The sequence below is a fragment of the Kribbella sp. NPDC004138 genome, from assembly GCF_053603655.1.
Map to the genome: position 1 here is coordinate 202314 of NZ_JBSGFZ010000002.1, position 13590 is coordinate 215903.

Genomic DNA, 13590 nt, shown 5'->3' on the forward strand with positions numbered 1-13590 from the left:
CCCTCCCGCAAGAGGAAGAACAGCACTTTACGACGAAATCGTCACCAAAAACTACAAATCCGCCGCGTACGCCTCGAACTCGTACAGCGAGTAGCCGTACTGCGTGGCCCGGTCGACGCCCTGGAGCCGGACGTAGCGGGCGCTCGCGTCGAGCCAGACCGTGTCGGTTCCGCCGTCGCCGTCGGTCACCTCGGCCGCGGTCGTCCACGTGCTCGCGTCGTCCGAGACCTGGATCCGGTACGCCGTGCCGTACGCCGCCTCCCAGCGCAGCACGAGCTTGCCGAGCCGCGTCGTCGTCCCGAGGTCGACCTGGAACCACGAGGCGTCGTCGTAGCCGGACGCCCAGCGCGTGGCGGCGTCGCCGTCGACGGCGAGGTCCGCGGTGAACGACGTACCAGGCTCGATGCTTGAGGCAACGACCGGGCGATGCAGCGCCACGTTGACGCTGCTGGTGCGCGGCCGCACCGCGACGCGCAGGACAGCCTCGAAGGTGGTCGTACCGACGGTGAACCGCACCGGGATGTCCACGTCGGCAAGGGCTGCGTCCGCGGGCGGCGTCAGCTTCACTGTCACGGACCGGGTGAAGCCGCGCTTGACCGCGATCGCCGTACTGGCCGGGTCGACGGTCCAGCCGGCCGGCGCGGCGACGGCGAGGGTGCCGCTCACATCGACGCCGCGACCGGCCGAGATGTCCACCGCCAAGCTCGACACCTCGCCGCGGATCACGTCGGCCCGGTGCTCGTCGACCTGCACCGCGGCGAGCGGAGTGTCCGCCCACAGCGGCACGATTTCGGCCACGGCCGGCGTACCGCTCTTCCAGACCAGGCGCACCGCCTCGGCTGTCAGGTCGTTCACTGGCACCTCGGCGTACGCCGACGCGACGGAACCGACCTTCTGCCAGGCGCCGCCGACCTGGACCTCGACGTCCGCGGACCCGACGGCCGACGACCGCTGGAGAACGGTGAGACCCGCCAGTTCCCGGGGAGCCGACAGGCCGACGGTCAGCGCATCACCGGCCGCGGGCGCCGCGACCGGCACGTACGCGGTCTCCAGATTCCCGTCCACCGCGGACCGGTACGACGAGCCCGGCGCCGGGGCCGGCGTACCAGCGGCGGTCAGCGTCGTCTGCCGTCCACCGATCGTCTCGACCGAGAACTCGCGCACTACCAGCCAGAAGTCGCTCGCCGACAACGAGCGGTAGCGAACGTAGCGTGCCGTTGTCCCGGCCGGGGCCGTAGTTCGTACTTCGGCCGTCGTCGCGCGGGTCAACTCCGTCCACCGCGTGCCGTCGAGCGAGTACTCCAACGCTCCCGAGTGGATGTAGTCGTTGGGGCTCGACGACTTGCCCATCAGGAGCGCGATCGCGCCGATCGTCGCGGGCGCGCCCAGGTCGACGCGGATCTCGGAGCCCGGGGCCGGGGCGCCGCTGCTCCAGAAGAACGTGTTGGGGTCTCCGTCGACCATCCGGGCCGGCACGTTGTCCTGGTACGTGCCCAGGTTCGTGGTCGCCGTCCGGCCGGGCTGCACGCCGAGCCAGCGGTCGTGGACCCGGCCGGTCTCGGCGATCAGCTCGTCGACCACCCGCTCGCCGATCCGCGGATAGGTGCCGCTGTGCGGGAGGCGGCTGTCGCGGATCGCCTTGGCCTCGCTGACGAGACCGCTCATCTGCTGCCGCGCTGTCCACGCCGCCGCCCCGTCGCCGGCGTCCAGCGCCGCGAGCAGACCGAGTGCGCGCTGCATCGCCTGTCCCCACAGTTCCGTTGCCTTCAGCCACGATTCGGCCTCGGCGGCGAACGCCGGGTCGGCGACACCGGACCGGATCCTGGCCGGAGCCGCGACGACGGCGTCCACCTTCGGCCGGAGTGCGGCGATCGCCTGGGCCCGCTGCCCGGACCGCCACAGCTGCCAGAACTGCTCGACCGCGGCACCGAACACCGGCGCACTCTCCGGGTGCAGCGTGCCGTCGTACGTGTTGAGGTCGGCGAATACCTGCAGCGCGGCGATCGTCGCCGGGTCGTCGTCCGCGCGCTCGGCCAGGGCGCGGCGATGCGACGCCTGCTCGTCGTACGTCGCCGGGTTCCAGCCGAGCTCGGCGAACGAGTACAGCGCGATCTTGCTCACCGCGGCCTGGTTCATCGGATTCGAGATGACGCCCGCGACGTGATCGGCGATGGCCGGCTCCCGGCCGCTGTAGGGCGCCAGCAGCAGCCGCCCGGCGGCGTAGTCGTTGACGGGGTAGTTGTCCCAGATCAGGATGTCGTGGCCGAACACCGCCTTCGCCTGGGCCGCCTGCGCCGCCGTGATCGTCCGCGGCACCACGCCGATGCCGGTCCAGTGCACGACGACGTCGGTGTCGAGCTGTTCCCGCAACGCCTTCTTGTACGGCGTTTCACTGACGTTGTAGTACTCGGTCGGGACCATCTGCAACGGCGCGACGTCCGGCTTGGTCTCCACCCATTCGCGCTGCACCCGGTTCAGCAGCTCGCTCTGCGCCCGGCCCGCGGCGCCGCCCCCGGTGCCGTACTTCGCCTTGTCCGCGTCGCAGTGCCAGGTGTTGTAGTCGATGTCGTCGAGCGGCACGTTGAACGACCTCGCGCCCACGTCGTACAGCGCCTGGAACTTCGCGATCAGCGCCTGGAAGTCGGCGTCCGAGGTGTAGCAGATCGACAGGCCCGGCGAGAGCGCGAAGGTGAAGTCGACCTTGTTCTGCCGCGCGCGGGCGACGAGCTCGGCGAGCTGCGCGAGCTTGTCCGCCGGGTACGGGTCGCGCCACTGTTCCCGGTGGTACGGGTCGTCCTTCGGTGCGTACTCGTAGGTGTTCATGCGATGCGCACCGAGGTAGCTGAGCTCGTCCAGCCGGTCCGCGTGCGACCAGGGCGTGCCGTAGAAGCCTTCGATCGCGCCGCGGTAGCGCATCGTCGGCCAGTCCCGGATCGCCACGCCGGGCATCCAGTCGGCGCCGGGACGGGCCTGGATCAGCTGTGCGAGGGACTGGGCGGCGTAGTACGTGCCGTCACCGTCGACGCCGTCGAGCACGACATGCCCGCGGTCGTTCGCGTCGCGGCCGGCCGCGAGCACATACCCCTCGACCGGCAGTCCGGTGCTGTCCGGCACGCGCAGGGCGCTGAGCACCGACGCGTCCCGGCCCAGCCAGATCGTGACCGGCGTCCGCGGATCGGCGCCGTCCGTGGTCCGGACAGTCGTCACACCGGCCCGGCTCAGGGCCTGGCGGACGACGCGCTCGGCATCGGCATCGGTCCGCGCGGTGCGGACCAGACCGACCACCGGAGTGATCGGAAACCCGTCGGCGCGCGGCACGACCTGTTGCGGCTGCGGAGAAACCACAGGAACCGCGGCCGGGGCGGCACCAGCCGACTGCGGCACGAGCACGAGCGGGACAACCAGAGCGAACACACTGACGGCAGACCGGAGCAGGCGCATGAGTCTCCTCGGACAGGCGGGCCTCTAGTTAGCCAGTGCGCAGAACTGCTCGTCAAGGGTTCAACCTAATCACCTTCAGGCAATGTTGTGCCGGAGCGGGGAAGGCTCCGAAGACGAGGGTGAGCTCGGTCTAAGCTGGCTCGATCATGGGGCCCTCGGACGGTGGCGACCAGTCTCGCCTGCGGCAGTTGAACGAGCGGGCGGTGCTGGCGTCGGTGCGGGGTGCCGGGGAGTTGCGGGTCGCTCAGATCGTGGAGCGCAGCGGGCTCGGCCGGACCGCGGTCGAAGAGGTGCTGGCGAGCCTCGTGGCGCGGCGGTGGCTGGTCGAGGAGAGTCCGGCGATCCGCGGTCGTGGCCGGCCGGCGCGCAGCTACCGGTTCCGCGCGGAGGCCGGGTACGTCGCCGGCCTCGACATCGGCGCGTTCTCGATCCGTGCGGTGCTGACCGATCTCGACGGACGGATGCTCGCGGACGTACGGCGCTCCGTCACGCCGCAGACACCGCGGAAGAAGCGCTTGGCCGCGGCCGACCAGGTGATCGCCGACTGCGCGCGCGAAGCCGGCGTACCGGTCTCGCGGGTGTGGGCGGTCGGCGTCGGCACCACCGGCCTGGTGGACCCGGCCGGCACCGTCGTCCGGGCCAACGCGATCCCGGACTGGGCCGGCACCGACCTCGCCGGCCACTTCCCGGCGCAACTCGTTGTCGTCGACAACGACAGCCAGCTCGCGGCGCTGGCCGAGCTGCGTCGCGGAGGCGCGCAGCACGCGTCGGACATGGTGTTCCTGCACGCAGGACGCCGTACCGGATTGGCGCTGGTGCTCGACGGGCAGCTGCGACGCGGCGCGTACGGCGCAGCGGCCGACATGTCCGCGCTGCGCGGCGTCGCCTGGGAGGCCGCGCTCGAGCACCTGCACACCGTCGTACCGGCGGAGGTTCCCACGGTGGACAAGGCGGAGCGCGCGTTCGCCGCCGCCCGCGACGGGAACAGCGCCGCGCGGGCGGCCGTCCGGAAGTACGCCCGCGCGATGGCGGTGGCCGCCGCGACGGCGATCGCGATCGTCGACCCGCGGCTGCTCGTACTCGGTGGGGCGTTCTCGCAGGCGGCCGACGTCCTCATGGAGCCGCTCACCGCCGAGCTCGAGCGGATCTGTCCACGGGTCCCCGAGCTGCACGCGTCGTCGCTCGGCGCGCTGTGCGTCGCGCTCGGCGCCGCCAGCCTCGCGCAGGACGCGATCGACGCCCGGCTGCTGACTGCCGGCCGCGGCCCGCTCCCCCGGTTGTCCGCGCGCAGCATCTGACGAGCACGTTGGCCGATTGTTCATCGGGCCGTTGACGCATGTCCGGTCCGGCAGCTAATAATGTCGCAAACAGGCGATAATTGCGCACTAACGCGCACCCTCCCGCCAGGAAGCAGGTTTGCCGTGAACAGTCGGATCCGCCGCCGGACGTTCCTCACCGCCACCGGCGCGATCGCCACCGCCACCGCGGTCGGTGACGTCGCCTACGCCACGCCGCACGCGCTCGACGACACCTCGGAGTACGTCGACGTGCAACTGCTGAACATCACCGACTTCCACGGCTACCTGCAGCCGACGACGCCCAGCCAGGGCAGTGTGATCACCGGCGCCGGCGGCGTCCCGGTCACCGTCGGCGGCGCCGGGTACCTGGCGACGCACCTGAAGCGACTCCGCGAGGGCCAACCGAACTCGATCTTCTTCTCCTCCGGCGACAACTTCAACGGCTGGCCGTTCGAGGTCGACGCGCACGCCAACGAGCCGACCATCGAGGCGCTGAACGCGATGGGCCTGCAGTTCAGCACGGTCGGCAACCACGAGCTCGACCACTCGGTCGAGTTCCTCGTCGACCACATGGAGCGCGGCAAGCCGTACCCGGTCAGCGGGCGCGACGACAACTTCGTCGACTCGACCGGGCAGCGCTTCCAGGGCGCGAACTTCCGCTTCTACACCGCGAACATCGTGCATGCGGACACCGGCAAGACGATCGTGCCGCCGTACAACATCGAGTGGGTCGACGCGGGGCACGGCCGGAAGCTGCCGATCGCGTTCATCCACCTGACCCTGGTGGGCAGCGAGGTCGGCTCCACGTCGTACCAGCCCGGGCTGCGGTCACTGTCCGACCTCGAGCAGGCGAACAAGCTGGCCGCCCAGCTGAAGAAGCGCGGGGTCAACGCGATCGTCATCAACATCCACGACGGCGGCGTCGCCGGCAACGACTACAACGCGGGCACGAACCCGTCGGGGCCGGTGTTCCAGCTCGCCGCGAACGCGTCGCCGGACATCTGCGCGATCGTCACCGGGCACTGGCACTGCCGGTTCAACATGATGGTCCCGGACCCGAACGGCGTACCGCGGCCGGTCGTCGAGGCCGGCAACCACGGGTCGCTGATCAACGAGATCAACCTCAAGCTGGACCCGCGCACCGGCGAGGTGATCCGCGAGCTCACCCGCTCGACGAACCACGCGAACTCCCGCGACGTACCGCTCGACGAGGAGCTGCAGTACATCGCCGACTACTGGACCGCCCAGGGCAAGAAGCGGTACGCGACACCGCTGGCCCGGGTCACTGCCGACTTCACCCGGACGCCGAACACGTCGGGCGAGAGCACGATGGGCAACCTGGCCGCGGACTTCGCCTACTGGGACGCGAACCAGCACCGCGACGGCCGCGCCGACCTGGCCCTGATCTCGGTCAAGCCGGTCTCCGGATCGAACGCGGTGACCGGCGACCTGCTGTTCACCAAGGGCACCAATGCGTCCGACGAGGACGGCACGGTGCTGTTCGGCGAGGCATGGGGCGCCTTCGGGTACGGCAACCCGATCCTGACCGTGACACTGCCGGGCACCCAGTTGCACGCCGCCTTCGAGGCCCAGTGGGTGCCGCAGGCCGACGGGACCGAGAAGTTCGCGCCGTTCGCGGTGTCGCACAACGTCAGCTACAGCTACGACAAGAGCAAGCCGATCGGTCAGCGCGTCGACCCCGCCACCGTGCTGATCGACGGGACGCCGCTCGACCTGAACCGCGACTACCGGGTCGCAGCCTTGGCCTACACGCTGATCGGCGGCGACGGGACCACGGTCTTCAAGGGCTTCACCGACCCGGTCCGCAACGACCGCGACCACGAAGGCTTCATCTCCTACCTTCGCGCCCACCCGGTGCTCACGCCCGCACCGCTCGGCCGCGCGGTCCCGGTGAGCTAGGCTGCTGTCCGAGATGATCTGAAACTCGGATGATACGAGAGCGGAAGTATGCCGAAGCGCAGTGCCGAGATCCGGACCGCGTTGCGGGACCTGCGGGTCCAGCTCGCGCTTCTGAACCATCACGTCGGCTACCAGCTGTCGCTGAAGGACGCCGAGCTGGACTGCCTGGACGTCCTCGCCCGGGACGGGGCGCTCACCCCGAGCGTCCTGGCCCGGCGCTCCGGGATTCACCCGGCCACGATGACCGGCATCCTGGACCGGCTCGAGCGCGGCGGCTGGATCGTCCGCGACCGTGACCAGGCCGACCGCCGGCGGGTGACAGTCAGCGTCGTGAAGGACCGCGCGGCCGAGGTCTACCAGCTGTACCGCGGGATGAACAGCGCGGTCGACCGGATCTGCGCCGGGTACTCCGAGGACGAGCTCGACCTGATCGCCGGCTTCCTGCGCCGCTGCGCGGAAGCCGGCGAGACGTCCACCGCGAAGCTCGCGGCTACCTGACACCTCCGAAGACACTGCCGAAGACAGCGGCGTGGTCGGCGACCCACTGCGCGAAGGTCCGGGCCGGACGGCCGAGGACGCGCCGCACCTCGTCGGTGACCTCGGCCGGTTGCCCGGCGCCGCGCTCGTACCGGTTCATCAACGCGGTCACGAACTCCTCGCGCAGACCGTTCGCGACCATTCCCCGCACCGCGGCCTGCGCCGGAACTTCCTGGAACACGAGCGACCGGCCGAGCACCTCCGCGAGCACGGCGACCTGTTGCTCGTGCGTCAGCGACTGCGGCCCGGTCACGCGGAGCCGGCGGCCGTCGAGGTCCGAGTTCGTCAGCGCCTCGACGATCACCTCGGCCAGGTCGGCCTCGTGGATCAGCGCCTCCGCGAAGTCGCCGTACGGCGCCCGGACGACGTCGCCGCCGCGGATCTGCGCGCCCAACATGCCGATGACGTTGGTCGCGAACGAACTCGACCGTACGGCGACCCACGGCAGGCCGCTCACGACGACGGCCTCCTCGACTTCCTTGTTGCGGTCGCCGTTCAGCCGCGAGGGCTGGTACGCCGGGTCGTCGTCGACGTTGATCGCCGACAGCACCACGGCGCGTCGTACGCCTGTCTCACCGGCCAGCGCGAGGAGCTTGCCGGCGTTGTCACCCACGGCACGCGGATGCACGAACAGTGCGTCGGCTCCGTCCAGCACCGGCTGCAGCTTTGCCGGTTCGGCGAGGTCTGCGGTGAATCCCGCAACCCCTGTGGGCCAGGTCGCCGACGGCCGCGCGACCGCGCGGATCTCGACCTCGCGCTCCCTCAGCAGGCCGACCAGCAGCCTGCCCACCAGACCGGTCGCGCCGGTCACCACGATCTTCATGCTCCGCTCCTCTGCGTTGGTAGTTTGAGATTCATATTATCTGGGACTCAAACTACTCTTCAGGATTGGGAGCGCTCTCGGAGGCGGGAACTGAGGTTGCGTGCAGTTTTCGGTGACCAGACACAGACTGTTGACGGCCGGCGGCTGGTCCGACACGATCGGGAACGGCACGAAAACTGGAAGCGCTCCCGGAGTACCCGCCCCCATCTCGAGACAGGAGCAGCACATGCGATGGATCCTCAGAGGCCTGGTCGCGGCCGGCCTCGCCCTCGCCGCGGTCGTCCCGGCCCACCAGGGCGCCGGCGCCGCCACCACCGGCAACCCCGTCCAACTGACCAGCGGCTTCTACGTCGACCCGAACTCGAACCCGGCCGTCTGGGTCCGCAACAACTCCGGCGACAGCCGCCGGACCGCGATCCAGAACTCGATCGCGTCCAAGCCGATGGCGCGCTGGTTCGGCAACTGGAGCAACCCGATCGGCACCGCGGTCGGGAGCTTCGTCGGGGCCGCGGACGCCGCCGACAAGCTGCCCGTGCTGGTCGCGTACAACATCCCCGGCCGGGACGCGTGCGGCGGCCACTCGGGCGGCGGCGCCGGCACACCGGCGGCGTACCGCACCTGGATCCACGACTTCGCCGTTGCCATCGGCAACCGCCCGGCGGTGGTCGTGATCGAGCCCGATGCGCTCGGTGACTTCAACTGCATGAATGCGGACCAGATCTCCGAGCGCAACGGCATGCTGAGCTACGCCGTACAGCAGTTCAAGGATCTGGCCCCGAACGCGTGGGCGTACCTGGACGGCGGCAACGCCGGGTGGGTGGCCGCCGACGTGATGGCGCAGCGGCTGAACGGCGCGGGCCTGGCGAACGCGCACGGCTTCGCGCTCAACGTCTCGAACTACTACAGCACCGCCCAGACGGTGAGCTACGGCAACGCGGTCAACAGCCACCTGTCGGCGGCGAAGCCGTTCGTCGTCGACACCAGCCGGAACGGCAACGGCGCGGGCAGCGACTGGTGCAACCCGCCCGGCCGCAAGCTCGGCGTCACCGCCCAGACCGGCGGCGGAGCCGAGATGCTGTTGTGGATCAAGGTCCCCGGCGACTCCGACGGCGACTGCGGGATCGGCGCCGGCATCCCGGCCGGCACGTTCAGCCCCGACCTCGCCGTACACCTGATCAACGGAAACTAGCGGGAGGAGTCGACTACCTTCGGTCAGCCCGCAGACACGCTCTGAGGCTGTCACGTCTCGTAATCGCAGGTGTATGAATGCGTGATGACGCCTGGGTCCGTGGAAGTGCGGCGGGACAGTGTCCGCAGCAGCGGGCTCGACGCGACGATGCAGTTGCTGAACCAGATCTACCCGAACCGGACACGCTTGGTCGGGAGGAATCCGGACAGCGGATCACTTGCGCTGAGCACGGCGGAGTGCGCGGGCGTCGGCGCTGACCGGTGCCGGATGCAGATGCGGTTCGACGCGGTCACCGACCCGTGGCGGGACCTCACCGCGATCTGCCTCGTGAAGGGCCGGCTGGGGATCGACGACCACACGCTAGTCGCGGGCGACAGCTTCCTCTACTCGGTCAAGGACGGGACGCAGTTCCGGTCACAGCCGCTGGAGGGGGTCGTGATCCGCATCGGGCAGCAGGACGTCGCCCGCGCCGCAGCACGCCACTTCGACGTCGTACCGAAGGACCTCTGGCCGGTCGGCGGCCGGCCGGTGTCGCGGGCGATGAACACCCATTGGCAGGTCCTCACCGGCTTCGTCCGGCGGACCCTGGCCGCGGCACCGTCGGTCGCCGAGCATCCGTTGGTCGCGGGCCAGCTGGTCGAGTACGTCGCCTCGTCGATGCTCGCGGCCTTCCCGAACGCCACGATGCAGCTGACGCACGTGGCGTCCCCAGGAGCGGTCGGTACGGCGACTCTGCGCCGCGCGGTCGCGTTCGTGGACGCCAACGCCGACCGGCCGATCACGATCGAGGACGTCGCGTCGGCCGCTGGAACCGGTGCCCGCGCGCTGCAGTACGCCTTCCGCCGGCACCTCGGCTGCACGCCCCGCGAGTACCTGCGCCGGGTGCGGCTGGAGCGCGCGCATCGCGAGCTCCAGGACGCGGGGCCCGGCGAGACGGTCGCCGGGATCGCGCTCCGCTGGGGATTCACGTCGACGGGGTGGTTCACCCGCCACTACCGGGAAACCTACGGGCGGTCCCCCGGGACGACGCTGCGCGAGAGCAGCTGACGGCGCGCGGTCAGCATGGTGGCGATCTCGTGCCGGTACACCGGCCGGGCCACGTCGCACGTGTGTGTGAGGCGACGAGCGCGCAGCATCTGCTGAACGTCGTCGACCTCCGTCCCGAGCGCACTCGCCGCCGTCGACAACGTCAGCCAGCCCCGGCGCAGCACCGCCAGCACCTCGACGTCGTTGCGCCGCAGCGGCAGCTCCCTGCCGTGTGCGGCCAGCAGTCCGGCCGTGATCAGCCGTCGTACGCCGGTCTGCCCGAGCCCGAGCATGGCGCCGGCTTCCGCGACCGACATCCACTGGTCGAGACCACACCGGACCACGTCCGACAGCAACAGCCGGCGGTGCGTCCGGGAGCGGGCCGGCAAGTGCCCGGCCCGAACCAGCCCGGCGACTCGCTGCGGCGCTACCCCGAGCAGGACCGCGGCCTGCGCGGTCGTGATCAGCGGGTCGTCGACCATCACCGGCTCACCGAGCAACCCCTCCAGCCGGGCTCGATATTGCTGGGCCAGTCCGTCCATCACTGCCCTCCCCCAGGTTGCCGGCGGGGCAGGGGTGTCGCCCCGACCCGTCGGCGTGCTGAGCCCGATTGACCCACGGCCTGATCCGGAGCGCCAGCACGGCCTTCGCCTGTCGGCGCGCGGCTTCGCATTCCGGCGTCAGCCGCGCCCACGGCAGACTCGGACCATGAACGAACCTCGTCGTACGGCCGGCCTCCGCGGACCGAGGCCCTGGGCAACCAACCCTGAGGCTGCGGGGTGGATCGCGCCGGGTGTGCGGGAGTCCGCGCTCGAGTTCCACCGGAGCATGCCTGGGTACACCGTGACGCCGCTCGTCGAGGTGCCTGCCCTCGCCGGGTCGCTCGGGGTCGGGAGCCTCTGGGTGAAGGACGAGTCGAACCGGTTCGGACTGCCGGCGTTCAAGGTGCTCGGCGCATCGTGGGCGGTCAACCGGGCGCTCGGCCCGGCGCGGACCTTCGCGGAACTGGCCGCGCTGGTCGCGGGCCGGCGGATCACGCTGGTGACCGCGACGGACGGCAACCACGGGCGGGCGCTCGCGTACCTCGCGCGGCTGCTCGGGCTGAGGTCGCGCATCTACATCCCGGCCGGCCTGCCGGCGGAGCCGGTGCAGGCGATCCGCGACGAGGGCGCGGACGTCGTCAGCACTGACCTGTCGTACGACGATGCCGTCCGTGCTGCCGCGGCGAGTGTGCACGCCGACGACGTACTCATCCAGGACACCGCCTGGCCCGGCTACGAGGACGTGCCGCGATCGATCGTCGCCGGGTACTCGACGCTCTTCGCGGAGATCGACGAACAGCATCCGGCCGGCATCGGGCTCGTCGTGGTCCCGGCCGGCGTCGGCTCGCTGCTCCAATCCGCCATCGAGCACTACCGGACCCCGTGCCGCCGTACGTCGATCCTCGCCGCCGAACCGGTCACCGCCGCCTGCGTCACCGAGTCCCTCGCCGCCGGGCACCCGGTCACCGTCGACACGTCCGCCCCGACGATCATGGCCGGCCTCAACTGCGGAACCGTCTCCACCATCGCCTGGCCCGCCATCCGGAACGGCGTCGACGCCGCCGTCGCCGTCACCGACGCCGAAACCCGCGCGGCCCAGGCCCTCCTGCACTCCCACCACGTCCACACCGGCCCCTGCGGCGCCGCCACTCTCGCCGCCCTCCAGGCAACCGACCTGCGCCCGTCCACCGCCGTCGTTCTCGTCAACACCGAACGATGAACCTCGGCTCCCGGGCCGGGACACATACCGGGTGAATGCGGACGATCCGGAGGTGGCGGTGGGCGACGAGGAGTTGTGGCGGCGGGGTGCGGGCGGGGAGCCGGAGGTGTTCGGCGTCCTGTTCGATCGGCATGCCACGGCCGTGTACAACTTCGTGTTCCGGCGGATCGGGTCGTGGAGTGATGCCGAGGACCTGACCTCGCTGGTGTTCCTGCACGCGTGGCGGCGGCGCAGCGAGGTCGTGCTGGTGCACGACTCGGCGTTGCCGTGGTTGTTGCGGACTGCGGACTTCGTGGTGCGCAACGAGCGGCGCCGGCAACGGTTCCGGTGGCTCAACCTCAACCGGCAGGTACCGGCGACGGACGAGCCGGATCACGCCGACCGGGTGGCTGCCCGGATCGACGACGAGCGGGACGCACAGCGGTTGCGGGAGCTGCTGCGGACGTTGCCACGGCACGAGCAGGAGATCGTCGAGCTGTGCTTCTGGAGCGGCCTCGACGCACAATCCGCGGCCGTCGCACTCGACGTACCGCTCGGCACCGTGAAGTCCCGGCTGGCCCGGGCCCGCAAGCGCCTTCGCGATCTCAGTGTCGCCGTACCGTCGGAGTCCTTGGAGAACCTGTCATGAACGAGTTGCTCACCCGCCGGCCCGACCGGCCGCTGCCACCCGGGACGCACGAGCGGATGCGCGCCGACCTGCTCGCGGCGATCGAGTCCGAGCCCCCACGCCGGCGGATCCTGGCCCCGGCGCTCGCGGCCGCGGCGGTGCTCGCGGTGGTGGCCGGCCTCGCGCTCGGCGTCCGGGCGTTCCGCACCGAGGCCGCGCCGCCCGCGGGCGGGCCGCACGCCGTCAGGGCGTTGACGGCCTCCGAGACCGACGCGCTGCGTACCCAGTGCCTGGCCGAGGCGAACCGGATCACGAGCAAGTCCCTCCCGCATCCGTTCACGGACTACAAGGTGGTGAAGGCCTTCGAGTTCACCGACGTGAAGGATCCGGACGTCGTCAGCACCTGGCTGATCGGCTCCGGCCTCCAGACGTATCCGACGATCGCCCGGCATCCGATGCCCGAGAGGAGCCATCCCGCGTACTGGCTGTGCAGTCGCACGGCCGGCGGTGTGATCAGTGAGCCCAGCATCCGGTTCTCACCGGGCGCCATCCTGAGCGGCGCACCCGGGATGCGGATCGCTCGCAACGCGGGCGTGTACACGAAGACGGTCGCCCGCGTCACCGTGCAGCCGAAGGGGCAGCAGCCGATCGAGGCTCTCCTGCAGGACGGGTTCTGGTTCGCGCCGACTGTCGGCCGCACCGACTGGGGCCCGTACGACGCCGACGACCCCGGCCGCGGGGACTTCGTGATTCGCGGGTACGACGCCGCGGGTGCCCTGCTCTTCACCGACAGCGGCCCGAACCCCGCGGCCGCTCCGGTCACCTGTCCGTACGTGAATGTCACCCTGCCGAACGGTCGGCACACGTTCACTCCGAGTCCGCCGGTCAAGTCGGAGTGTGTCGAGTACCGCTGGCCGTCCTGACCATCGGTGATCGTAGTTGGTCCGTTTTCTGCAGATTTGATCAGATTCCTCTTGCCGAGGGCGAT

At 70.7% G+C, this 13590-nt stretch carries 11 protein-coding genes; 8 read left to right on the forward strand and 3 right to left on the reverse strand.

From position 1 onward, the window contains the following. Positions 1-51: 51 nt before the first annotated feature. Entirely contained in the window at positions 52-3441 is a 3390-nt protein-coding gene (locus ACWEOO_RS03065) for a beta-N-acetylglucosaminidase domain-containing protein (RefSeq protein WP_452141530.1), read from the reverse strand. A gap of 146 nt (positions 3442-3587) precedes the next feature. Here ACWEOO_RS03065 and ACWEOO_RS03070 point away from each other — a divergent pair, with 146 nt between their 5' ends. The 3 genes from ACWEOO_RS03070 to ACWEOO_RS03080 all read left to right on the forward strand — a co-directional run bounded on the left by ACWEOO_RS03070 (position 3588) and on the right by ACWEOO_RS03080 (position 7157). Beyond that, positions 3588-4739, forward strand: coding sequence for an ROK family transcriptional regulator (locus ACWEOO_RS03070; protein WP_359938793.1), 1152 nt, complete (start codon positions 3588-3590; stop codon positions 4737-4739). A gap of 123 nt (positions 4740-4862) precedes the next feature. Then, complete coding sequence (locus ACWEOO_RS03075; protein WP_452141531.1) at positions 4863-6659, forward strand: bifunctional metallophosphatase/5'-nucleotidase; 1797 nt, start codon at positions 4863-4865, stop codon at positions 6657-6659. Between the two features lie 48 nt (positions 6660-6707). Next, on the forward strand, positions 6708-7157 hold the full coding sequence (locus ACWEOO_RS03080; RefSeq protein ID WP_355697600.1) for a MarR family transcriptional regulator: 450 nt from the start codon (positions 6708-6710) through the stop codon (positions 7155-7157). On the opposite strand, the gene ACWEOO_RS03085 is transcribed toward ACWEOO_RS03080, so the two are convergent. After that, positions 7150-8019 carry an NAD(P)H-binding protein gene (locus ACWEOO_RS03085; protein ID WP_452141532.1) on the reverse strand — a complete coding sequence of 290 codons (870 nt, stop codon included), beginning with the start codon at positions 8017-8019 and terminating at the stop codon, positions 7150-7152. The genes ACWEOO_RS03080 and ACWEOO_RS03085 overlap by 8 nt on opposite strands. A gap of 226 nt (positions 8020-8245) precedes the next feature. Here ACWEOO_RS03085 and ACWEOO_RS03090 point away from each other — a divergent pair, with 226 nt between their 5' ends. Both ACWEOO_RS03090 and ACWEOO_RS03095 read left to right on the forward strand, forming a co-directional pair. Next, positions 8246-9208, forward strand: coding sequence for a glycoside hydrolase family 6 protein (locus ACWEOO_RS03090; RefSeq protein WP_452141533.1), 963 nt, complete (start codon positions 8246-8248; stop codon positions 9206-9208). An 84-nt stretch (positions 9209-9292) separates the two neighbouring features. Further along, complete coding sequence (locus ACWEOO_RS03095) at positions 9293-10255, forward strand: helix-turn-helix transcriptional regulator (RefSeq protein ID WP_452141534.1); 963 nt, start codon at positions 9293-9295, stop codon at positions 10253-10255. Here the strand turns inward: ACWEOO_RS03095 and ACWEOO_RS03100 are convergent. Further along, positions 10213-10776: a helix-turn-helix domain-containing protein gene (locus ACWEOO_RS03100; protein WP_452141535.1), complete on the reverse strand. Its 564-nt coding sequence runs from the start codon at positions 10774-10776 to the stop codon at positions 10213-10215. The two genes, ACWEOO_RS03095 and ACWEOO_RS03100, sit on opposite strands and share 43 nt — an antisense overlap. A gap of 166 nt (positions 10777-10942) precedes the next feature. Between ACWEOO_RS03100 and ACWEOO_RS03105 the strand changes: the two genes are divergently transcribed. The 3 genes from ACWEOO_RS03105 to ACWEOO_RS03115 are packed head-to-tail and all read left to right on the forward strand — an operon-like array spanning position 10943 to position 13525. Continuing rightward, complete coding sequence (locus tag ACWEOO_RS03105) at positions 10943-11995, forward strand: diaminopropionate ammonia-lyase (RefSeq protein ID WP_452141536.1); 1053 nt, start codon at positions 10943-10945, stop codon at positions 11993-11995. Positions 11996-12026: 31 nt separating this feature from the next. Continuing rightward, entirely contained in the window at positions 12027-12623 is a 597-nt protein-coding gene (locus ACWEOO_RS03110; protein WP_359938770.1) for an RNA polymerase sigma factor, read from the forward strand. After that, positions 12620-13525: a hypothetical protein gene (locus ACWEOO_RS03115; protein WP_452141537.1), complete on the forward strand. Its 906-nt coding sequence runs from the start codon at positions 12620-12622 to the stop codon at positions 13523-13525. Before ACWEOO_RS03110 ends, ACWEOO_RS03115 begins: the two co-directional genes overlap by 4 nt. Positions 13526-13590 lie beyond the last annotated feature (65 nt).

Excerpts from the sequence above, each read along its gene's own strand:
- ACWEOO_RS03100 (WP_452141535.1), bottom strand. The coding sequence starts at position 10,776 with ATGGACGGACTGGCCCAGCAATATCGAGCCCGGCTGGAGGGGTTGCTC.
- ACWEOO_RS03090 (WP_452141533.1), top strand. The coding sequence starts at position 8,246 with ATGCGATGGATCCTCAGAGGCCTGGTCGCGGCCGGCCTCGCCCTCGCC.
- ACWEOO_RS03085 (WP_452141532.1), bottom strand. The coding sequence starts at position 8,019 with ATGAAGATCGTGGTGACCGGCGCGACCGGTCTGGTGGGCAGGCTGCTG.
- ACWEOO_RS03070 (WP_359938793.1), top strand. The coding sequence starts at position 3,588 with ATGGGGCCCTCGGACGGTGGCGACCAGTCTCGCCTGCGGCAGTTGAAC.
- ACWEOO_RS03095 (WP_452141534.1), top strand. The coding sequence starts at position 9,293 with ATGACGCCTGGGTCCGTGGAAGTGCGGCGGGACAGTGTCCGCAGCAGC.
- ACWEOO_RS03105 (WP_452141536.1), top strand. The coding sequence starts at position 10,943 with ATGAACGAACCTCGTCGTACGGCCGGCCTCCGCGGACCGAGGCCCTGG.
- ACWEOO_RS03080 (WP_355697600.1), top strand. The coding sequence starts at position 6,708 with ATGCCGAAGCGCAGTGCCGAGATCCGGACCGCGTTGCGGGACCTGCGG.
- ACWEOO_RS03115 (WP_452141537.1), top strand. The coding sequence starts at position 12,620 with ATGAACGAGTTGCTCACCCGCCGGCCCGACCGGCCGCTGCCACCCGGG.
- ACWEOO_RS03065 (WP_452141530.1), bottom strand. The coding sequence starts at position 3,441 with ATGCGCCTGCTCCGGTCTGCCGTCAGTGTGTTCGCTCTGGTTGTCCCG.